Source organism: Aeromonas sp. AE23HZ002T15, from assembly GCF_054165525.2.
In genome coordinates, this window is sequence record NZ_CM201342.1 from 1 (window position 1) to 20,667 (window position 20,667).

The following is a 20,667-nucleotide window of genomic DNA, read 5'->3' on the forward strand; positions in this document are numbered from 1 at the left end:
GTGGCGTACCCCGAAGAGATCCGCAATGCAGCGAAGGGACTCTACCTTAAACGATGGACACCCCAGGAGATCAAGGACGAACTGGGGCTCAACTCCTGTCGCATCATCTACTACTGGGCCGAAAAGCTCGGCTGGCGCGACCTGCTGACCGAGGACGCGGTCGAGGACGCCATCAATCGCCGGGTGCAGGTGTTGCTGCACCGGGAGAAGAAAACCCCGGGCGAGCTGGACGAACTGGACCGGCTCATCGGCCATCATGTCAGCCTCAAAGAGAAGGCCATCAAGTGGGCCGAGCGCGAGCAGGCGCTCAAGGCCCGAAGCGATGGCGACGAGCCGGCGGCAGAGCGCCCCCGTCGTGGTCGTGGCGCTCAGGAGGGCATCAGCAGGGGTAAGGGTGGCAAGAAGACGAAGAACGAGGTCGGGCACCTGACCGAGGCGGATTTCAGCGAGTGGCTGGGCACCCTGTTTGGCTACCAGCTGCGCTGCCGTGAGGCCAAGAACGACCTGGCCCTACCGCGCACCCGCAACATCCTCAAATCTCGCCAGATCGGCATGACCTACTACTTCGCCGGCGAGGCGTTGGAAGATGCGGTGCTGACCGGCGGCAACCATATATTCCTGTCCGCTACCCGGGCCCAGGCGGAGGTGTTTCGTTCCTACATCTGCAAGATTGCCCAGACCTTCCTCGGCGTCACCCTGACCGGTAACCCCATCGTCCTGTCGAACGGTGCAGAGCTGCATTTCTGTTCCACCAACTCCAACAGCGCCCAGTCCCGCTCCGGGAACGTCTACATCGACGAATATTTCTGGATCCCCAACTTCGAGAAGCTCTCGGATGTGGCCAGCGCCATGGCGACCCAGGCTCGCTGGCGCAAGACCTACTTCTCGACGCCATCCAGCAAGGTGCATGAGGCGTACCGGTTCTGGACCGGGGATCGCTGGAAGGGGCAGCGTCCGAGCCGGGTGGCCATCGACTTCCCGGGCGAAGAGGAGCTGCGCGACGGTGGCTGCGTCTGCCCGGACAGGCAGTGGCGCTACGTCATCACCATCGAGGACGCCATTCGCCTTGGCTGCCACCTCATCGACATCGAGGAGCTCAAGGACGAGTACCCGGAGGAGGTGTTCGACCGCCTCTACATGTGCCGCTTTATCGACGATGCGCTGTCGGTGTTCAAGTTCCAGGACATGGAGCGGGCAGGGGTGGACCCGACCCGATGGGAGGACTACAAGCCCGGTTGCCCCGATCCGTTTGGCCGGCGCGAGGTGTGGCTGGGTTATGACCCTAGCCGCACCCGCGACAACGCCACCCTGGTGGTGATCGCCCCGCCCACCGTCGCCGGCGAGCGCTTCCGGGTGCTGGAAAAGCACTACTGGCGCGGGCTCAACTTCCAGTTCCAAGCGCAGGAGATCACCCGTATCGCCAAGAAATTCCGGGTTACGTACCTCGGGGTCGACGTCTCCGGCATCGGCGCCGGGGTGTTTGACCTCTTGAAGCCGGTGTTCAAAGGGGTGTGTCACCCCATCAACTACAGCATCGAGAGCAAATCGCGGCTGGTGCTCAAGATGATCGACGTGGTGGAGGCGAACCGCATCGAGTGGGACAGCTCGGATCGGGACATTCCTCTCGCCTTCCTCGCCATCAAGCGCAGCACCACCGGCGGCGGCCAGATGACGTTCCGGGCCGCCCGGGACAATGTGACCGGACACGCCGACGTGTTTTTTGCCATCGCCCACGCCGTGGTCAATGAGCCGCTCGATACCCACCGCAAACGCAAATCCACCTGGGCAACCAGCCAGGAGAAGAAGGCAGCATGACCAAGCGACACAAATCCCAACCGGCCCAGGCGGTCGCCTCACCCAACCGCGGCGCTGTGGCTTTCAGCATGCCAGAGGCCATCGACCCCACGGCCTGGATGACCGATTACACCGGGGTGTTCTACAACCCCTATGGGGAATATTACCAGCCGCCCATCGAGCGCAAAGGGCTGGCCAAGGTAGCCCGGGCCAACGCCCACCACGGGGCCATCCTGATGGCGCGCCGCAACATGGTGGCGGGGCGCTTCACCAACCAGCGCGCCACCATCACAGCGTTCGTGCACAACTACCTGCAGTTCGGGGATGCGGGACTGCTCAAACTGCGCAACGGTTTTGGCCAGGTGGTGGGGTTGCACCCTCTCTCCAGCGTCTACCTGCGCCGGCGCGAGGATGGCTGCTTTATCTACCTGCAGCAGGGCAAGCCGAACCTGATTTACCGGCCGGAGGATGTGATCTGGCTGGCCCAGTACGATCCCGAGCAACAGGTCTATGGCATGCCCGATTACCTGGGTGGCCTGCAGTCGGCCCTGCTCAACCAGGACGCCACTCTGTTTCGGCGCAAATACTTCCTCAATGGCGCCCACATGGGGTTCATCTTCTACGCCACCGACCCGAATATGGATGACGACACCGAGGAGGAGATGAAGGAGATGATCGCGAGCAGCAAAGGGGTGGGGAATTTTCGCTCCATGTTCGTGAACATCCCGGACGGCAAGCCTGATGGCATCAAGTTGATTCCTGTGGGGGACATCGCGACCAAGGATGAGTTTGCTGCCATCAAGGGGATCACCGCCCAAGATGTATTGACCAGCCACCGCTTTCCGGCGGCGCTGGCCGGCATCATCCTGACCAATGGCGGGGGAGGGCTTGGGGATCCCGAGAAGTACGACGCCACCTATGCCAGGAACGAGGTGCTGCCGCTGTGTGAGTTGGTGCAGGACGCCATCAACAGTGCAGGACTCCCTCGATCCCTCTGGGTCGATTTTCGGGAGAATGTAGGCCCCACTGTGTAAACAAACAGTGATCGCTATGGCAAAATAGGCTGTTGATTTTTATGGGGAAGGGGGGACCTGATGAGGGGTTATTGCAAAGTGTGTGGCCAGCTGGGCCGCATAACCAAGACCAACCGACTGAGCGATGATGTCTCCGATCTCTATTGCCAGTGTACCGATGCCGAGTGTGGCCACAGCTGGGTGGCCACCTTGTCGTTCGCCCACACCCTAAGCCCCTCGGCCAAGACCACGAACCAGCTAGTGCTGAGCTTGATGGGCTCGTTGACGCCAGAGGGCGGCAGCTTATCTTAAAAGGACTAGGGGCGTAATAGCGCCTCTACTTGTTCGGTAGTGTGATATATTGCTATTCGTCTTTTCATTACCTGACTTGGATCTCACTGGACGATGCGCAACTTTTCTCGCGGTGTACAGTGGACCGCAGGGTTAGACATTCTGCTGTCCCGCGAGTGGGATGCGAAGAACAGTCTCATGCTGTTCAAATCGATATTCGGTGATTTCTGAAAGGATCATATCCTGTAAAATTGCAATCAGTGCAGCTATTGCTCGGACTAGAGGAATAAAGTACTGCTCGTGATATAGGGCTACCTCTGGATTTTGCTCATGGGAGGTGTGTTCTCGCAAAATCGGATATGATCCGTGCGCGATAGTACTTCTGAGATTGTAGAACTCCTTCACCCAGTTCTGTTGCTTCGGTGGTGCACCAATGATGTTTGCAATTCGTCGTCCCAGGGTTTGTTGTTTTTGCTCCTCTTTCTTAACCAATAGGCCGTCCAGGGCTTGAGAGATGAGTAGCACCTCAGCAATATTGAAGTCCTCGTAGCGGGTCATCTCAAGCAAGGAAAATAGAGCTCGCTGCACAGGGGTAGCTGCGATATCCAAATCATGAACGCCACAACCCATTAGCCACAGCCATGCATTTTTGAATGGGATTTGACTATATTTTGGCCATTTTTCGTCTCGTCCAAAGCGTGCACAGTCCTCGAAGTAGAAACAGTACAATGAAGGCGGTGGCGAATCTTCGCGGTCTAAATCAGTGACCTTGTAGAACTTGCATGAGGCGGGTAGGCATAAATTTGCGGCAATGAAAATCTCTTGAAGCAACAGGTCGACTAGTCGCCGTGGCGTGTAAGGGCAGTCGATTGCCGGTTTGTTTATCGGCCTAAGCCGAAACACCAGCGTTATGCCACGTTTGAGGTTGGAGTAAAACTTTTCGAACTGCTCTGCACGGTCGCCACTTGTCGTCTCGAACTCATGAAGAAGACGAAGATCCTTAATGACTTGTGACGCATCCATATCAACAAGGTACTCGGCCACCTTAGATATATCATGAGTGCGGACAGCTATCTTGTAGCTTGAGAAGAACTCGTTAATCTGCTCCCAAAGAGCAATGATCGGCTCAATTGGAGTCCGAGCGTCTTCTGGTGAGATATTTACGGGTCCAACGCGTATCAAGAGTTCGGGTGCCATGCGTGAATACCAAAATTTCTAACGCTGCCAACGCACGCAGCTTTGTAGTGGAGGCGATGGTACAACGGAACAGTTGTCGCTGTACTTGGCCTTGTTAACTGGGTACATCATTTGTTGACGGTTGGAGTTATGTGTAAACCTAGGTCGCTTAGAACCGACTCCTGATCTGAATTGCTTAGCAACTCGCAATTGCATGGGTTATTAGCCTCTTCAAGATCATCGTTCGAATACCCTAGGTATAGACGAAGTGATTTTACTGCATATTCAAACGCAGTCTTAGCGTCAGTAAATCGATACATGGGAGAAGAAAATTCCGAGTACATCCCAGCGTAAGTCCCGTCGGTAATAAGCTCTTGCAAGTGAACAAAGAAACCGTTTTGTTCCTGCCGAAGCATTATGCGCATCTTCTTGTTGTTTGATTTAAAATCGATGTCTTGTAAAGGACTCATAGATTCTCCTAGAAAGTTAACGCTTTGCTCACCGGAAAATTAGGCGCGTAGCGAGTGATTTTTCCGCGTGCAGCAACTTGTTATGTATTTTCTTCTGGAGCTGCAAGCTCCCAAGAAATTGCTCGCATAGTTCCATTGTCGTTCACAATCTCTAATTCTGGCGAGCTCACCAAGTTAATATCTCTTAATTTAAGATCAGATAAACTCATAAAGGAGGCATCTCGAGTGCGTCGTTCAATAAATCTCAACATATTTGATATGTACTCATTTTTATTAGAAGCCCACCTCTCTTTCGTTACATGAATACAAACGATATCCGTTTCAGTGTTAATTACCATGTCACGAAATCTGTCCCTTTTTATACCTGATTCTGTAAAGTGATCTGGGTGACCGTCATATTCCATTGCCCATATACCAATAACTACCGACTCAGTATTTTTATCAAAGATTTCTATAGCCAGATCAACATACCAGTAGTCTTGCCTCTTTAAATTTTCTCCATTAAGCCTCAAAGGTTTAGGCACCCGATATTGAGGGTGGATCAATACTGGGTGACCATCTTGAGTTTTAGCTCTCAATATAACTTTGTTTGGCACAGTTTTGAAAGCATATAGCTCTATACCATTGAATTGTTTGAGCAATGCAGAAACAACATGAATTTCGACATCTGAAGTTCTGCTACTACCGTAAAGTGCAGTTGAAACTAATAGCCCATTACTTTTAGATAAGCTCTTTACCTTTTTTCTTTTTTTATTACTGAGATTCTTACTGAACTGCTCTAAAAACCTTTGTTCTGCTGTCATTAAAGACTCCTACAGCAAAAAAATACATAACAGTGATTAGATGGAAGGCGGTTTTAATCCGTTAATATAAATATCTATACCGCACCGTATCACTTCGGTTACCACCATAAATAAATCATTTCAAAATCATAATATTACTATCACATGCCAAGTGTCCATGTATATTCGTATGACCCCCTTACTTTGAGGCTGACATTCTGCTTTCCGTTCATACCCACTCCTCGCTGTAGTCTTCCTGTTCCTGCATCCACTCCGGCGCATCCAGCCCTTCCAGCACGCGCCACATCTCGGACTGATAGGGCTCCGGCAGCATCTCTATCCAACTGCGGGTGCCAGCGTGGCCCTGTGCCTGGTAGACCTCACCGCAGAGCTCAACAAGCGCAGGCCAGTCCTGGTCACCATCTGGGATCGCGTATTCATCCCTATCGGCCTGTGGCTGGCCATTGGGCATCAAATCCGGCTCGCTCGGGATCGCTCGGCTCGACTGCACCTGCCCGTTCTCCAGCCAGAGGGTGAAACCGTCCGCTCTGACACTGGCGCCAGCCCGCAAGCGGTCGATGGAGAAGGGCGATAAACCCCATTGCTCTGCCATTATCTGGTCCGCGAAAGCCTCTGGATCCGGCTGCGTACAGCTATTGTCAGAGCTCCAAGGTGCCGGGCTGTCGCCCGTCTTAACCCCAACCCCGCAAGCCGAACCCTCGGCGGCCTTGGTGGCCTCGAAGGTACCGGCAGGAACCACTTCCCACCCGGTCAAACGGGTGCGTACTCCTAGGCGAGCGGTGTGCAGGCCCATCAGGCGCTTGATGTCTTCGCCGTAAGAGTTGGCCTGCTCCTCGATGAGGTGGGCCAACTTGATGGGGTGTTCGGCCCGGGTCGCCAGGGCGCCGCCCATGGCCTGCAGGTAGCAGCGGAAAATGCCGTTATCCGCGGCAAAGCGGGCAGCCTCAAAGCGGGGGTCTTGCAACACCGGCTTGGGTGGCCCCACCAGATCGCCATGCTTCTTGGCGTTGCTGATGCGGCGCAGCTCTCGCCAGACTCCGACAGGGGCACCGCCGCTCTGCTGGAAGGTGCGGATCCCCCACCAACTGGCCCAGGCGCATGCATGCTGGGCCCCTTGATCAGCCGGGGTGTCAGACTCCTGATCACCATTCACATGCTCGCCATCGATGTTCTTGGCGATATAGGCGGCGATGTAGCCGGTGGCGTCGCCCTTGGCCGGGTCTATCTCTTTCCAGTCAAAGCGGGGAGTGATGTCGGTGAAGGGCGGGCGCCCCTGGATATCGCGCACCAGCTCCTGATGATCATCGGTGAGGGCATAGCGTTGCAGGGTGCTGATCACCCGCCATTTGTTGGCAGGGCGCATAAAGAGCAGCATGTGCCAGTGCGGGGTGCCATCGTGATGTGGCTCGCACACCCGAAAGCCGTTGACGGGGGGATCTGCCCGCTTGAGCGCGGCCCGGGTCAGGCTCCACAACTGTCAAACATCCCGTTATCCATGGGAGGGGGAGGGCTCGAATCACCGGAGGATGCACAAGCGGCTAGCATCAGTTGTACCGCTATCAGGCAAATTTTCCAGAATTTCATGACTATGTCCTCTACTGCTTCGCCTTGCCCAGTCGCCTGGCTGAATGAGCCGACCAAGCTGGACAAGTCGATCTTGAGTTTAGCCCACCCTCATTTCTCCACTTCCGGCGGCCTCTATGTATGAGGAAACCTCTGTTAAACACTGCCATTGGTGAATAATTGCTGTATAAATAAACAGTGGTTTGGTGGAGGGACTATGAACGACAGGGAGCAGTGGTTGGGAGCTGTGCCGGTGTATTGGCAGCGGGGGTGGATGAGTGCCTTCCTTTATGGGGGGGGAGCGATGAGCATCAAGTCCACCCCCGAGGGGTACCTGGTTGATATCCGCCCCCAAGGGCGGGAGGGCAAGCGGATCCGCAAGCGCTTCAAGACCAGGGCGGAGGCCCAGCAGTTTGAGCGTTGGGTCATCGCCACCGAGCACAACAAAGAATGGGTGGATCGTCCGGCAGACAACCGGCCGCTTTCCGAGCTTATCGAACTCTGGTGGCGCTACCACGGCCAGACGCTGAAATCGGGGGAAAATGCCATTACCCAACTGCGCAAATTGGATGGGGCGTTGGGCTATCCCCAGGCCCGGCAAATAAACCGCCTGTTGTTTGCAGAGTATCGGGCGCAGCGCCTGCAAGCCGGTTGCCAACCCAGTACTCTCAACTGGGAGCAGGATAGGCTCAGCGGTGTCTTTTCCGTGTTGATTGCATTGGGGCACTACCACAACGAGCACCCGCTCAAGGGTTTGAAAAAGGTCAAACAGGTTGACCGCGCCATGGGGTATCTCACCCATGAGGAAATTCGTGGCCTGCTGGCGTTGCTGACCGGTGACAACCTGAAGGTGGTCAAGCTGTGTTTGGCCACTGGAGCCTGCTGGAGCGAGGCGACACGGCTGCGGCGGGATGATGTGATTGCGAGCCGGGTGACTTACATCAACACCAAGAACGGCAAGAACCGGACAGTGCCCATCTCGGCTGCCCTGGCGAAGAAGATAACCCAGGGTATTCGACGTGGCCCGTTATTTCAGGATGTTGACTATCTGCAGGTACGTGACCTGATCAAGCAAGTTGCCCCAGATCTGCCAGCAGGGCAGGCAGTTCATGTGCTGCGCCATACGTTCGCTTCTCACTTCATGATGGCGGGGGGAAATATCCTGGCGCTGCAAAAAATTCTCGGTCATCACAACATTCATCAGACGATGACCTATGCCCACTTCGCACCGGATTATCTTAACGATTCGGTCCGCTTCAACCCGCTGGAAAACCACCTTCAGCCGGCTTGATCTTCCCGAAAACGGGCGGGGGAAAGTGTCCACATTTTGCCAATTTTGGTGTCTTTCCTCGTCCCATAGCGTCCCTTTGAGTGGCACCTAACTTATTGTTTTTTCTGTAAGCAATTGATTTAAAAAATAAAAATGGCAGTCTGGGCTGCCATTTTTGATCATCTCTTAATGAAGTACGGGATCAGGAGGGGGTGCGATCCGCCTCGAAGGGGTGACCGGCCTGCTCCTGCTCCAGATTCTGCTCGGAGCGACGGCCCGTCCAGTAGTCGGCGTTCTTGATGCCGAGCTTCTCCGGGTGGAACACGGGATCCAGCCCTTGGGCCTTCTGCGCCTCATAGTCGCGCAGGCAGGCAAAGGCGGGCTTTTGCAGCAACAGGATGGCGCCTATGTTGAGCCAGGCCATCAGGCCGACGCCGATGTCACCGAGGCCCCAGGCCAGATCGGCGGTCTTTACGGTGCCGTAGACGGTGGAGGCCATCAGCGCGAGCTTCAGCACGAACATCAGCCAGGGCTGCTTCATCTTGCGGGTGATGAAGGCGATGTTGGTCTCGGCGATGTAGTAGTAGGCGACTATGGTGGTGAACGCGAAGAAGAAGAGCGCTATGGCCACGAACATGCTGCCAAAGCCCGGCATCATGCTCTCCATGGCGGTCTGTACATAGCCGGGGCCCGCGGCCACGCCGGCGATGCCGGTGTAGAGAGCGGCGCCATCCGGACCTTGTACGTTGTAGAGGCCGGTGATGAGCAGCATGAAGCCGGTGGCGGAGCAGACGAACAGGGTATCGATATAGACGGAGAACGCCTGTACCAGACCCTGCTTGGCCGGATGGCTCACGGCGGCGGCGGAGGAGGCGTGAGGACCGGTCCCCTGACCCGCTTCGTTGGAATAGACCCCGCGCTTGACCCCCCACATGATGGCCAGGCCCAGAATGGCACCGAAACCTGCTTCCATCCCGAAGGCGCTCTTCCAGATGAGCATCAGTACGCCCGGCAGTTGACCGATGTTGAGGGCGATGATGACGCAGGCGACGATGATGTAGCCCAGCGCCATGAAGGGCACGACCGTGCTGGCGAAGTTGGCGATGCGCTTCACGCCGCCGAAGATGATGAAGCCGAGCAGGATCGCCAGCCCCGCAGCGGTGACGTTGGGATCGATATCAAAGGCGGTCTGCAGGCTGGCACCGATGGAGTTGGCCTGTACCCCTGGCAGCAGCACGCCACAGGCGAAGATGGTGGCGATGGCGAAGGTCCAGGCGTACCACTTGATGCCGAGCCCTTTCTCGATATAGAAGGCCGGACCGCCGCGGTATTCGCCGTTGATCTTCTCCTTGTAGACCTGACCCAGGGTGGACTCCACGAAGGCGGAGCTGGCGCCGAGGAAGGCAACCATCCACATCCAGAACAGGGCGCCCGGGCCGCCGAAGGTGATGGCGGTGGCGACCCCGGCAATGTTGCCGGTACCGACCCGACCCGCCAGGGTCATGGCCAGGGCCTGGAAGGAAGAGACACCGGCATCGGTGCTCTTGCCATCAAACATCAACCGGATCATCTCCTTGATATGACGCAGTTGCAAAAAACGGCTGCGCAGGGAGAAGTAGAGGCCGACTCCCAGGCACAGATAGATGAGCGCAGGGCTCCAGATCACACCATTGATGGCATTGACGATCTCATTCATGTACAACAACTCCTTTGTTGCGCTGTCTTGACGAGGTCTGTGCCTCGTTCCCTAAAATTGAATAGTGGGTAACAAGTAGGGTCACACCGATGTAGACGGGACTTTCGACTGCCAAGTCCGCGGGTTTTAACATATCGATTTGTACCAGCGCTTCCTAGCGAAATATGTTGCCGCACTGTTAATTTGTGAATTGACAGTAACAATTGGCAGCCAGGGCTGGACAAGATCCGGCGCTTGCCCATAGGGCTGAATTTCACGTGTCGTCCGGCCATGGGTCTGCACCCGTTATGCCCCCGAGGACACCCAGACAAGGAGAGCAAATTTGAGGCCAGAAATGACAGTGGATGGGTTGTCGTGCGGCGTCCGTCTCGCCGGCCCCCTCGACGGTGCGGCGCTGGCGAGCCTGTTCGTACAACTTGGCTACCCTACCGAGGAGGCCGGGGTGAGCCTGAGGCTGGAGCAGTCCGATCCGGCGCGGGAGGTGTTGGTGGCTTGCCTCGGGGAAGCCGTGGCCGGGGTGCTGGTGTGGCATCGTCTGCAGCCGCTGCACCTTGCACCGGCCTGGGGCCTCATCTCGGCGCTGGTCGTCGATGAGGGGGCAAGGGGGAGTGGCGTCGGTGCCCGGCTGCTGGCGGTGGCCGAAGAGCGGGCCAGGGCGGTGGGTTGCAGTCAGCTGGAGCTCTCCAGCAGCCTCAAACGGGAGGGGGCACACCGCTTCTATCTGGCTCAGGGTTATCTCGAGCGCCCCAAGCGGTTCGTCAAAGTCATCTGAAGTGAAACAGGAGAGTCTGTGTTCTGGTCGAGGTTGAGAAGTGCATTCGGTCGCCCTGCCCGGCGGGAGGAAAATGGCCCCGGGGCCCTGGAGTGGCAGCAGGCCCTGGCCGCCGTGCCCATCTTGCAGGGTTTTTCCCCTGCGGACGAGCTGCGGCTGATCGCCCTGGCAAAGCAGTTTCTGGCTCGCAAGACCCTGACCCAGATCGGGGTCGAGCTGACGGCGCGTCAGCAGGCGGTGCTGGCCCTGCAGGCTGTGTTGCCCATCTTGCACCTGGGGATGGACTGGTATCGCGGTTTTCACGAGGTGATCATCATCCCCGAGCCCGTCACCCGTCGCCAGGAGGTGCAAGACGAGTTCGGGCTGGTGAGCGAGTGGGAGGAGGAGAACGCTGGCGAGTCCTGGCCCCAGGGCCCCCTGGTGCTGGCCTGGAGCGAGTTGCAACAGGACGGGGACTGGGATGGCTTCAACCTGGTGATCCACGAGCTGGCCCACAAGCTCGACATGCTGGGGGGAAATGCGGACGGGGCGCCGCCGCTGCCGTCAGGCATGAGCCAGCCGCAATGGACCCGGGCCCTGCAGAGCGCCTTCGATGCCATGCAGGGGCAGCTGGCTCGCCATGAGGTGACCGATATCGATCCCTATGCCGCCGAACATCCCGCCGAGTTCTTCGCGGTATGCAGCGAGAGCTTCTTCACCGATCCCCTGCGCCTGCGCGCCGTCTATCCCGCCGTCTACGAGCAGTTCGAGCACTTCTATGGTCAGCAGCCGGCGGCGCGCTTCCCCGCCACCCGCTTGTTGGCAGGGGAGGATGAGGGGGATATGCAGGTGTGAGAACACCTTTCGGCAAACGCCAGAGAAGCAAAAAGGCACCCCAATGGGTGCCTTTTTTCATCATGGCTTGCGCCTGCTCACCGCAAATTATGCGGCAGCCTTGAGCTGCACGGCGGCGGCTTTCTTGTGGTCACCGATGGGCAGTACGGTGCGGCCGAACTGTTCGTTGATCACGGTGGCCATGGCCAGGTAGATGGCGCTGGCGCCGCAGATGATGCCTTCGAAACCGGCGATGGTGCCGATCAGAGTGCTGCCGGTGAAGTCACGGGCGGCCAGCAGGAAGAAGAGCACGGTCAGGGAGGCGAACACGAACTGCTTCACACGGGGGAAGTTGACGGTGCCCACCAGCATGAAGAGGGTGAACATGCCCCACATCAGCAGATACCAGCCCATGTAGGCGTGGGGAGTGGCTTCGGCCAGACCCATGCCAGGCATCATCAGCAGGAACACCAGGCTCCACCAGAAGGTGCCGTAGGAGATGAAGGCGGTCACACCGAAGGTGTTGCCACGCTTGTACTCCATGATGCCGGCGATGATCTGGGCGAGACCGCCATAGCACAGGCCCATGGCCAGGATCATGGCGCTGATGGGGAAGAAGCCTGCGTTATGGATGTTCAGCAGAATGGTGGTCATACCGAAACCCATCAGACCCAGAGGGGCAGGGTTGGCCAATTTTTCGCTCACGTGTGTTCTCCAACGATAGAGGTGGGGGTTGATAAAAGACGCGCGATTTTAGGCAGGTGCCGACCCTCCGGCAAGGGGGGCGAGAGAATAAATAGTAAAAAAACGACACCCAATATTACCCGGCTCGATATTCGTGGCAACGAGGTAGAAAACTGGTAAATGACTCCAGTTAACAAGGTTGTTTTTTTGTGTAAATGACGGCGTGGTGAAAATAAATAACGAGCTGGGAGGGGTAGAGCAGAGACCCCTGGATCTCTCTCCAGCGGGCGACTGACCTTGGGGCGGCGCCGGCGGTCAGGATGATGTGGCGGCTAAAAATCACTCTCATATGCCATCAGACTAAGTTATCGCATCCCTGTTTCGGGTCCACCCATCAATTTCTCTCTGTATCGGTTTGGCTTGGGTGGAATAGGCCAATGAGGGTCTCCAGACTGGCAGTGAAAAATAGCGATGCAGCGGGTGTCTGGCCGCGTCGGGGCGAATGCCGGGACTGTCTGGTTCGAGGGGGCGGCGAGATCTCTGGCCAACGAGAGGCGCTGTACGAGTGCGAAGACGTATCCAAGGGCCGGCGCTGCGAGGAGTGAGTGGATGATGTTCAGGCCGGGCATACGGATTGAGAGGATCAGGGCAGCGTTTCAGGAGGGGATAAGGGCGTTAGGGAAGAGGGGCTGAGGGGGTTTGCGTGAAGGAGAGAAATAGAGAAGAAGCCCTATAAGGGCATAGGAAGGCAGAAGCGTGGCGGGATGGCGCCAGCCCATGAAAAACCGGGGCGGCCTGAGCCGCCCCACGGTGTCAGTTGTCCAGGGTCAGGACCACCTTGGCCTCCTTGTCCGTCTCCTTCACCTGGCTGTCCAGCACGAACAGACGCTCCGGCGTGATGCCCTGGCTGTCCACCAGAAACTCCTTGGTGTTCTGGGCCCGGCGCATGGCCAGACTGCGCAGGGACTTGGCGGTGATGAGTTGCTGGTCTCGCAGCAGGATCACCGCCTGGGCACGCAGGGCCGGGCTCTGCTCCGCTAGCTTCAGCCTGTCGGCCAGATCGCCGAGATCTTCGTTGAACTTGGCCTCATAGGCGTCGGCCAGGGCGGCTTGCAGGGCGGGGTCTTGCTCCAGCAGATTGAGATCCACCGGCGAACCGGTGATCTTGGCCAGCACCCGCTCCAGTTTCTGGCGCTGCAGGATGGGGCGCTCCTCGTTGAAGTTGACCTTGCCGCGGATGTTCATGCTGAGCTTGGGTCGCTCCTTGAGGGCCTGGGCCAGTTTGCCGAGTTTGGTCTGCTGGCTCGGGCTGAGATCCGGGCTCCCCGCCAGGAAGGGCAGCTCGTCGAGATCCTGGGTGCCGCCGGCGAGGGAGGCCAGCAGGGAGAAGGGGGAGCTGATGGCCTTGGTCAGGGTGTTGCCGAGCACGTCCCAGAAGATGTTGCCCAGGCTGAAGTTCGGCTGATCCAGGTTTCCCTTCACCTTGAGGTTCATCTTGATGACGCCGCTCGAGTCGCTCAGCAGGGCGATGGCGAGACCGAGGGGCAGATCCCTGGCCTGCTCGCTCTTGACCTTCTCACCGAGTTGCAGCTTCTTGATGGTGATGTCGTTGTCCCCCTCCAGCCGGTTGCCCTGCAGCTTGTAGTTGAGCTTCATGGAGAGCTGGCCCTTGTCGATGGCATAGCCCGCATAGGTACTGGAGTAGGGGGTGAAGGTGGTGAGCTCCAGGTTGTTGAAGGCCACGGCGACGTCGAGCACGGGATCCTCGATGAGCAGGTTGGTGCCGCCGCGTATGGTCACGGGGGCGTACCTGTCCACCTTGCCGTTGAAGGCGAGTTCGGAGCGCTGGCCCGGGACATTGCTGATATGGCGGCTCTGGCCCGCGAGGGAGGCGATGTCCACCACGAACTCCGGGCTCAGGCTGCGGTCGGCGAAGCGCAGGTTGCCCTGCTCGGTGCGCACCTGATCGATGAAGATGTGGGGGGCAGGCCCGCTGCCGGTGCCCTTGTCATCCGGCTGGGGCAGCAGCAGCTGTTGCACGTTGGTGATCCCCGTTTCGCTGATCTCGATGCGGGCGAAAGGTTGGCGCAGCAGGATGTCGGCGATCTTCAGCTGCTGGCTCATGCCGTCGTAGTGCAGCCCGGTCAGCTCGAGGCGGCCGATCTGCAGCAACCGCTGGTTGTCGGCGCGATCCAGCACATACAGCTTGTCGACATCGAGCCCCCCCTCCAGCTTCAACTGGCTCAGGGCTCCGTTGGCGTCGGTGGCCAGGATCAGCTTGGTACGGCTGCTGAGCAGGCCATCTTGCACCTTGATCCTGAGCAGATCCTGCAGATAGGGCTGGGCCAAGCCAAGGGGCAGCGCCTGCTGCTTGATGGTGCCGTTCAGGGCAAAAGGCGCAGGCGTGAGGCTGCCATCGAAACTGACGGGACTCTCCTTGTTGAGGGTGGCGCTAAGGGTCAGGGGGCTGGGTTTGTCGGCCGCACTGTCGAGGGGGCCCAGGCTGAGGCTGAGCCCCGACAGTTCCCGCTGCAGGGGTTTGCCACTGCTCGATTCGGTCAGATTGAGAGCGCCCTCGCTGATGCGGGTCTGCTTGAGCTGCCAACGCCAAGGCTGGGCGGTCTGGGTCGACTTGGCCTTCTTGGTGGGCTTGTTCGTGGCCTTGGGGGCGGACTGGGGGATCAGCAGATCGGCGAGATCCAGTTGCTGCTTGTCGTCGAGCACGGCGCTGAGGGCGGGGGACTTGAGGGCGGCGCTGCCTATGGTGAGGGACTGCTTGGCCCCATCGACGCTGATCCCGGTCAGGGCGAGCTGGTTGAAACGGGCAAACTCGTTCCCCTTGGCGCGTTTGAGCTGCCAGTTGTTCAGGAGCAGTTTGCCCTTGGAGAGTTGCCACCCCAGCCCCTGCTTGCCCTGCACCATGCGGTAATCCAGCGCGGCGCTGGCATCCCCTCTGGCGAGATCGATCCTGAGATAGGGCGTCCAGAGGGGGGCGAAGGGGGCGAGGGCCAGCTTGTCGAGGCTTATTTTCCCCTTGCCGCTGCCGGTCAGGATGTCGAGTTCCCCTTCGGCCTTGAGGGGACTCTTCCGGTTGAGGGTGGCGCTGAGCCGATAGGGACTCAGGTACCCCTCGGCGGTGGAAAGATTGGGCAGTTGCAGATCGAGCTTGTCGAGGGTGAGGCTAGGGATCCACTCGGGACTGCATGGCTTGCGGCTATCCAGATAGCGGATTTGGCCCTGCTCCAGCGCCAGCTGGTCGATCTGCAGGGGCAGCGGCTGTGCCGGATCCGCCGGGGTGGCCGGTTCCGTCGTCGTCAGGCTGTCGAGCAGGGGGGCCAGCGCCTCGGTCAGGTTGAACCTCGCCTCGGGCTGCTTGTCCGGGCCCTTGCCATCGGGGAGGCGCACCAGGTTGGCGACGGGCTTGCGGAGGCTGGCTTCGGCCAGCACCAGCCCCTCTTGCTGCCAGCTCTCTTTGATCTTTGGGATTATCTGGAGCTGCTCGAAGGCCAGCAGGGTCTGTTGCTGCGGGTCGAGCAGAACCGTGGGGCCCAGGGTGAGGGAGGGGGTCTGCAGGCTGACTCTGATCTCCCCCAGATTGAGCTGCAATCCATAGTGTTTGGCCAGCCAGCCGGGAAGATAGCGCTGGGTGAGACCGGGGGCCTGCCAGAGCAGGATGACGAAGGCGATGAGCAGGATGGCGCAGAGATAGAGGGCATAGCGCAACAGGCGAGCGGGCAGAGGCTTGGGCATGGCGGTCTCCATTTGATGCGCACATGGTAGCAATTAATCAGCGCACTATCATGATCTCTCCCCTGAGCTGCGCCGGACTCTGACCGGCATTGGTGGCCATCTGTGCAATGGGCTGCCATGGGTGCCGCCATGAACCAGGTTCGGCGAGGAAGGGGCAGGCAGGGGGGCCCTCCTTTCCCCAGCCATCCTCTCCGCATTTCTCTCTCTCCCAACATCACGCAGGTTGCGCAACTGAGGGGCCCTGATGGATAAGGTGGGGCGCCTGTCCCGCGCCCATTAGTCCGCCCCGGCTTTCAACTCGTTGAGGGAATGGATGCAGCGTTGCTCGGCCACCTCCAGTTCGGCCATCACCATCTGGATGTCTTCGAGCTGTTGGCGCAGGGAGTGGCGCCTCGCCTCGATGATCTGGATCATCGAGTGCAGCTGGGTCCGGCTGGTCTTGTCGGTGTCGTAGAGATCGAACAGCTCGCGGATCTCCGCCAGGCTGAAGCCGAGCCGCTTGCCCCTCAGGGTGAGCTTGAGGCGGATCTTGTCCTTGTGGCTGTAGATCCGGGTCTGCCCCTCCCGGGTCGGGGTGATCAGCCCCTCGTCCTCGTAGTAGCGGATGGTGCGGGGGGTGACGTCGAACTCCTGGGCCAGCTCGGAGATGCTGTAGGTCACCTCCTTGCTGGCGAAGCGGTTAGGGACCATGACAGGCTCCTTGTGTGATCTCGTCCCGTGTAGTCTGTGCTCGCCGGGCCAGGGCCCTGGCGTGCAGGGCCTGACCGACCCGGGAGCCGTTGGCCCGCCCCAGCTGCTCGCTCACCCACTGGCCGGTGGCGGCGAGCTTGTCCAAGTCCACCCCTGTGCTCATGCCGAGGCCGTGGAGCAGGTAGACCACCTCCTCGGAGGCGACGTTGCCGGAGGCGCCGGGGGCATAGGGGCAGCCGCCGAGCCCGGCCACCGAGCAGTCGATGGTACGGATGCCGCGCTCCAGCGCCGGCAGCAGGTTGGCCAGCCCCTGGCCATAGGTGTCGTGAAAGTGCACCGCGAGCCGCCCGGCCGGCACCTCGTGCAGCACGGCATCCAGCATGGGCGCGACGGTACCCGGGGTACCGACGCCTATGGTGTCGCCGAGCGAAATTTCGTGACAGCCGAGATCCAGCAGCCGCTCGGCCAGGGCCGCGACCCGCTTCGGCCGGGTGGGGCCTTCATAGGGGCAGGCGATGACGGTGGAGAGGTAGCCCCGCACCTTGATGCCGAGGCTGCGGGCCTCGGCCACCAGGGGGGCGAAGCGCACCAGTGACTCCTCCACGCCGATGCCGATATTGGCGCGAGTGAAACCGTCGGAGCAGGCGGTGAAGAGGCCTATCTCGTCGACCCGGGCACTGATGGCGGCCTGCAACCCCTGCAGGTTCGGCACCAGGGCGCCGTAACGCACCCTGTGATGCCCCACCTCGGCACGGCGGGGCAGGGCATCCAGCAGGGCGGCGGAGTCCGCCATCTGGGGTACCCGTTTGGGGGAGACGAAGGCCCCCACCTCGATGCGCTGCAGGCCGCTCTCGGCGAGCCGTGCTATCAACTCGAGCCGCTGGGCCAGGGGCAGTATGCGCGCCTCGTTTTGCAGACCGTCCCGCGGCCCCATCTCCACCAGGCTCACCCGATCGACGGGCCTTCCCTGTTCCTTGCTCATGATTTACCCGCCAGTATCTGTTGATCCACGTTTGGGGCGAGCTGCACCAGGACGCTGCCCTGGCTCACCTGCTCACCCTGCCGGCAGTGCAGGGTCTCGATCACCCCGTCCTGCTCGGCCCTGAGGTTGTGTTCCATCTTCATGGCCTCCAGCACCAGCAGGGGTTGCCCCTTGCTGATCCGCTGGCCTGCCTCCACCAGCAAGGCCACGACGATGCCGTGCATGGGGGCGCGTATGTCCCCCATGCCGCTCCCATGCTCGTGATCAGGCCGAGCTTGATGTAGGGGATCATCCTCGCAAAATGGCAGGCTTCGTCCCTGGATGCTCAGCACGAAATGCTGCCCCTCAGCCTTGACAGGATAGCGTTGCCAGATGTCGCCTTGCTTCAGGCGCAGATGATCCTGTCCCGCCTCATAGGTGAGGGGCATGCCCTGCCACTGGATCCTGCCGGCGGTCTCGATGAGCGTCAGTTTGCGACTCTCCCCTCCCATCCGCACCGCCGCGCGCCAGTGTCTGTGGCCGCCGAGGCGAAAGCCGTCAGACTGCTGCCAGGGACCGGCGCCTTGCATCTGCTGTCGACTGGCGAGCCAGAGGGTGGCCAGGGGCCAGGCGAGCTCAGGCACGGGCAGGGGAGCGGTGGGGATGGGCCACTGGGTGTGATGGCGCACCTCGAGCACATCCGGCTCCTGACACAGGCGCAGCAGCAGGGGGCCGTTGTGCACCAGGGGGCCGAGTGAGAGTGCCGCCAGCGCCTCGGCCAGCCTCGCAAAGGCCTCGGCGCGGCTCTGACCGTGGACGATGAGCTTGGCAATCATGGGGTCGTAATAGGGGCTCACGGCGTCACCGGCGCCGACGCCGGTATCGATGCGGATCCCGCCCGGCCAGTGCAGCCAGTCGATGGGACCGCTGGCGGGCAGGAAGCCCGCCTCCACATCCTCAGCGTAGAGCCGCGCCTCCACCGCGTGGCCGTGCAACACCACCTCTTCCTGTTTGAGGGGCAGGGGTTTGCCTTCGGCGACAGCGAGCTGCCAGGCCACCAGATCCTGGCCGGTGACGCACTCGGTGACCGGGTGCTCCACCTGCAGCCGGGTGTTCATCTCCATGAAGAAGAATTCCCCCCCGCACAGCAGGAATTCGATGGTGCCGGCGCCGCGATAATCGATGGCGCGGGCGGCGGCCACGGCGGCCTCCCCCATGGCCCGGCGCAAGGGGGCGGGGATGTCGGGGGCCGGGGCCTCTTCAATCACCTTCTGATGGCGGCGCTGCAAGGAGCAATCTCTGTCCCCGAGATAGATGGCGTTGCCGAGACTGTCGGCAAACACCTGCACCTCCACGTGGCGGGCGAGAGGCAGGTAACGCTCCAGCAGCACATGATCGTCCCCAAAGGCGGCCAGGGCCTCGCGCTTCACCGCCGCCAGGGCCGAGTCGAACTCGGCCAGGGTATCGACCCGGCGCATCCCCTTGCCGCCGCCGCCGCTGGCGGCCTTGATCAGCAGGGGGAAGCCCACCAAGCTCGCCTGATCGCGCAAAAAGTCGGGGCGCTGATCCGCGCCGTGATAGCCGGGTAGTACGGGTACCCCCGCGGCCTGCATCAGCGCCTTGGCGCCGGATTTGTCTCCCATGGCGAGGATGGCGGCGCCGCTCGGGCCGATAAAGCGGATGCCCTCTGCCTCACAGGCGCCGGCAAAGTCGCTGTTTTCCGACAGGAAGCCGTAGCCCGGGTGAATGGCATCGGCTTTGGCCTCACGGGCGATGGCGAGTACCTTGGCGCCGTCGAGGTAGCTCTCCCGCGCGGGCGCCGCTCCCAGATGCCAGGCCTCATCGGCACCGCGCACGTGCATGGCGCCAACGTCGGCATCGGAGTAGAGGGCTATGGTGTGGATGCCGAGGCGGCGGGCCGTCTTGATGATCCGCACCGCAATTTCACCGCGATTCGCTATCAACAGGCGCTGGATGGGGGGGCTGACAGTCATGGGTGTTCCTCGCCGGCGCTCTGGTGGGAGATGAGATGGAGAGCAGCACTCCGCCGAGCCTCGTCGAGGCTCGCTATGGATAAGCTGGTTATGGGTTTGATCATGTCTCGTCCTTGAAACGGGGGCGCCAGCTGGGGGGGCGCTTGTCGAAGAAGGCCTGCATCCCTTCCTGGGCTTCGAGACCGACCCTGACCCGGGCTATGGTCTCGACCGTGTGTTCTTCATGGTGGCGGCCGCCGTGCGCGTCTAGCTCGGCCAGCAGCCGTTTGGTCTCTTTCATCGCCTGAGGGCCGTTGCGACACAGGCGCAGGGCCTGACGACGCCCCTCGTTGAGCAGCTCGGCCGGGGTGGTCATCAGATGAACCAGGTTGAGGCGGCAGGCGGTGATGGCGTCGAAGGGTTCGGCGCTCAGCATATAGCGACGGGCCTGACGCATGCCCAGGGTGCGCACCACGTAGGGGCTGATCACCGCAGGCACCAGCCCCAGGCTCACCTCGGAGAGGCAGAAGCGGGCGTTGTCGGCGGCGAGCACGATATCGCAGGCGCAGATGAGGCCGAGTGCACCGCCATAGGCCGCCCCCTGCACCAGGGCCAGGGTGGGGAAGGGGAGCTCGTCCAGGGTCTGCATCAGCCGCGCCAGCAGCCGGGCGTCCTCACGGTTCTGCTCGAAATCCGCGTGGGCCAGGCTGCGCATCCAGTCGAGATCGGCGCCGGCGCAAAAATGCTTGCCCTCGGCCCGCAGGATCAGCACGTGGGGCCGGTCCGGGAGATGCACCAGTTCGTGGAGGCTGTCGAGCAGCCCCTGCATCAACTCGGCATCGAATGCGTTGTGACGGGCCGGGCGGGCCAGAATGAGCTCAGCCAGGGGGCCGTGACGCTCCAGCCGGTAACTGGCGGGAGGATCGCTAAAGAGAGGATCTGTCATGG

General features: G+C 60.3%; 14 protein-coding genes and 2 pseudogenes. 6 read left to right on the forward strand and 10 right to left on the reverse strand.

What is annotated here, in order from left to right; all coding sequences use genetic code 11:
• From ACT5M9_RS00005 to ACT5M9_RS00015, 3 genes and pseudogenes are all read left to right on the forward strand, one after another.
• On the forward strand, positions 1 to 1,815 hold the full coding sequence (locus ACT5M9_RS00005) for a terminase large subunit domain-containing protein (protein WP_457978869.1): 1,815 nt from the start codon (positions 1 to 3) through the stop codon (positions 1,813 to 1,815).
• Complete coding sequence (locus ACT5M9_RS00010) at positions 1,812 to 2,828, forward strand: phage portal protein (RefSeq protein WP_457978867.1); 1,017 nt, start codon at positions 1,812 to 1,814, stop codon at positions 2,826 to 2,828. Before ACT5M9_RS00005 ends, ACT5M9_RS00010 begins: the two co-directional genes overlap by 4 nt.
• Positions 2,829 to 2,888: 60 nt before the next feature.
• Positions 2,889 to 3,136, forward strand: a pseudogene (locus ACT5M9_RS00015) (ogr/Delta-like zinc finger family protein).
• A 115-nt stretch (positions 3,137 to 3,251) separates the two neighbouring features.
• Here ACT5M9_RS00015 and ACT5M9_RS00020 read toward each other — a convergent pair.
• The 3 genes and pseudogenes from ACT5M9_RS00020 to ACT5M9_RS00030 all read right to left on the reverse strand — a co-directional run.
• On the reverse strand, positions 3,252 to 4,295 hold the full coding sequence (locus ACT5M9_RS00020; protein ID WP_457978866.1) for a hypothetical protein: 1,044 nt from the start codon (positions 4,293 to 4,295) through the stop codon (positions 3,252 to 3,254).
• Positions 4,296 to 4,824: 529 nt separating this feature from the next.
• Positions 4,825 to 5,547, reverse strand: coding sequence for a hypothetical protein (locus ACT5M9_RS00025; protein ID WP_457978865.1), 723 nt, complete (start codon positions 5,545 to 5,547; stop codon positions 4,825 to 4,827).
• A gap of 208 nt (positions 5,548 to 5,755) precedes the next feature.
• A pseudogene (locus ACT5M9_RS00030) lies at positions 5,756 to 7,024 on the reverse strand (replication endonuclease); the annotation flags it as partial.
• A 303-nt stretch (positions 7,025 to 7,327) separates the two neighbouring features.
• On the opposite strand from ACT5M9_RS00030, the gene ACT5M9_RS00035 reads away from it, so the two are divergent.
• A complete protein-coding gene (locus ACT5M9_RS00035) occupies positions 7,328 to 8,401 on the forward strand; it encodes a phage integrase (protein ID WP_457978863.1) in 1,074 nt (357 codons plus the stop codon).
• Positions 8,402 to 8,582: 181 nt separating this feature from the next.
• Here the strand turns inward: ACT5M9_RS00035 and ACT5M9_RS00040 are convergent, their stop codons facing one another.
• Positions 8,583 to 10,076: an alanine/glycine:cation symporter family protein gene (locus tag ACT5M9_RS00040; RefSeq protein WP_457978862.1), complete on the reverse strand. Its 1,494-nt coding sequence runs from the start codon at positions 10,074 to 10,076 to the stop codon at positions 8,583 to 8,585.
• A gap of 334 nt (positions 10,077 to 10,410) precedes the next feature.
• Between ACT5M9_RS00040 and ACT5M9_RS00045 the strand changes: the two genes are divergently transcribed.
• A complete protein-coding gene (locus ACT5M9_RS00045; protein WP_457980566.1) occupies positions 10,411 to 10,848 on the forward strand; it encodes a GNAT family N-acetyltransferase in 438 nt (145 codons plus the stop codon).
• Between the two features lie 18 nt (positions 10,849 to 10,866).
• Positions 10,867 to 11,682 (forward strand): M90 family metallopeptidase, encoded by an 816-nt coding sequence (locus ACT5M9_RS00050; RefSeq protein ID WP_457978861.1) that lies wholly within the window; start codon positions 10,867 to 10,869, stop codon positions 11,680 to 11,682.
• An 87-nt stretch (positions 11,683 to 11,769) separates the two neighbouring features.
• On the opposite strand, the gene ACT5M9_RS00055 is transcribed toward ACT5M9_RS00050, so the two are convergent.
• From ACT5M9_RS00055 to ACT5M9_RS00080, 6 genes are all read right to left on the reverse strand, one after another.
• Positions 11,770 to 12,366 (reverse strand): acetate uptake transporter, encoded by a 597-nt coding sequence (locus tag ACT5M9_RS00055; RefSeq protein WP_438551232.1) that lies wholly within the window; start codon positions 12,364 to 12,366, stop codon positions 11,770 to 11,772.
• 792 nt (positions 12,367 to 13,158) lie between these two features.
• On the reverse strand, positions 13,159 to 16,107 hold the full coding sequence (locus ACT5M9_RS00060; protein WP_457978858.1) for a DUF748 domain-containing protein: 2,949 nt from the start codon (positions 16,105 to 16,107) through the stop codon (positions 13,159 to 13,161).
• A gap of 264 nt (positions 16,108 to 16,371) precedes the next feature.
• Positions 16,372 to 16,785 (reverse strand): MerR family transcriptional regulator, encoded by a 414-nt coding sequence (locus ACT5M9_RS00065; protein WP_438551230.1) that lies wholly within the window; start codon positions 16,783 to 16,785, stop codon positions 16,372 to 16,374.
• Positions 16,775 to 17,767 (reverse strand): hydroxymethylglutaryl-CoA lyase, encoded by a 993-nt coding sequence (locus tag ACT5M9_RS00070; RefSeq protein WP_457978857.1) that lies wholly within the window; start codon positions 17,765 to 17,767, stop codon positions 16,775 to 16,777. The genes ACT5M9_RS00065 and ACT5M9_RS00070 overlap by 11 nt, the downstream gene beginning before the upstream one ends.
• On the reverse strand, positions 17,764 to 19,740 hold the full coding sequence (locus tag ACT5M9_RS00075) for an acetyl/propionyl/methylcrotonyl-CoA carboxylase subunit alpha (RefSeq protein WP_457978855.1): 1,977 nt from the start codon (positions 19,738 to 19,740) through the stop codon (positions 17,764 to 17,766). Before ACT5M9_RS00075 ends, ACT5M9_RS00070 begins: the two co-directional genes overlap by 4 nt.
• A 100-nt stretch (positions 19,741 to 19,840) precedes the next feature.
• Positions 19,841 to 20,665 carry an enoyl-CoA hydratase-related protein gene (locus ACT5M9_RS00080; RefSeq protein WP_457978853.1) on the reverse strand — a complete coding sequence of 275 codons (825 nt, stop codon included), beginning with the start codon at positions 20,663 to 20,665 and terminating at the stop codon, positions 19,841 to 19,843.
• Positions 20,666 to 20,667 lie beyond the last annotated feature (2 nt).

Excerpts from the sequence above, each read along its gene's own strand:
- ACT5M9_RS00065 (WP_438551230.1), bottom strand. The coding sequence starts at position 16,785 with ATGGTCCCTAACCGCTTCGCCAGCAAGGAGGTGACCTACAGCATCTCC.
- ACT5M9_RS00025 (WP_457978865.1), bottom strand. The coding sequence starts at position 5,547 with ATGACAGCAGAACAAAGGTTTTTAGAGCAGTTCAGTAAGAATCTCAGT.
- ACT5M9_RS00040 (WP_457978862.1), bottom strand. The coding sequence starts at position 10,076 with ATGAATGAGATCGTCAATGCCATCAATGGTGTGATCTGGAGCCCTGCG.
- ACT5M9_RS00080 (WP_457978853.1), bottom strand. The coding sequence starts at position 20,665 with ATGACAGATCCTCTCTTTAGCGATCCTCCCGCCAGTTACCGGCTGGAG.
- ACT5M9_RS00075 (WP_457978855.1), bottom strand. The coding sequence starts at position 19,740 with ATGACTGTCAGCCCCCCCATCCAGCGCCTGTTGATAGCGAATCGCGGT.
- ACT5M9_RS00020 (WP_457978866.1), bottom strand. The coding sequence starts at position 4,295 with ATGGCACCCGAACTCTTGATACGCGTTGGACCCGTAAATATCTCACCA.
- ACT5M9_RS00060 (WP_457978858.1), bottom strand. The coding sequence starts at position 16,107 with ATGGAGACCGCCATGCCCAAGCCTCTGCCCGCTCGCCTGTTGCGCTAT.
- ACT5M9_RS00035 (WP_457978863.1), top strand. The coding sequence starts at position 7,328 with ATGAACGACAGGGAGCAGTGGTTGGGAGCTGTGCCGGTGTATTGGCAG.
- ACT5M9_RS00045 (WP_457980566.1), top strand. The coding sequence starts at position 10,411 with ATGACAGTGGATGGGTTGTCGTGCGGCGTCCGTCTCGCCGGCCCCCTC.
- ACT5M9_RS00070 (WP_457978857.1), bottom strand. The coding sequence starts at position 17,767 with ATGAGCAAGGAACAGGGAAGGCCCGTCGATCGGGTGAGCCTGGTGGAG.
- ACT5M9_RS00010 (WP_457978867.1), top strand. The coding sequence starts at position 1,812 with ATGACCAAGCGACACAAATCCCAACCGGCCCAGGCGGTCGCCTCACCC.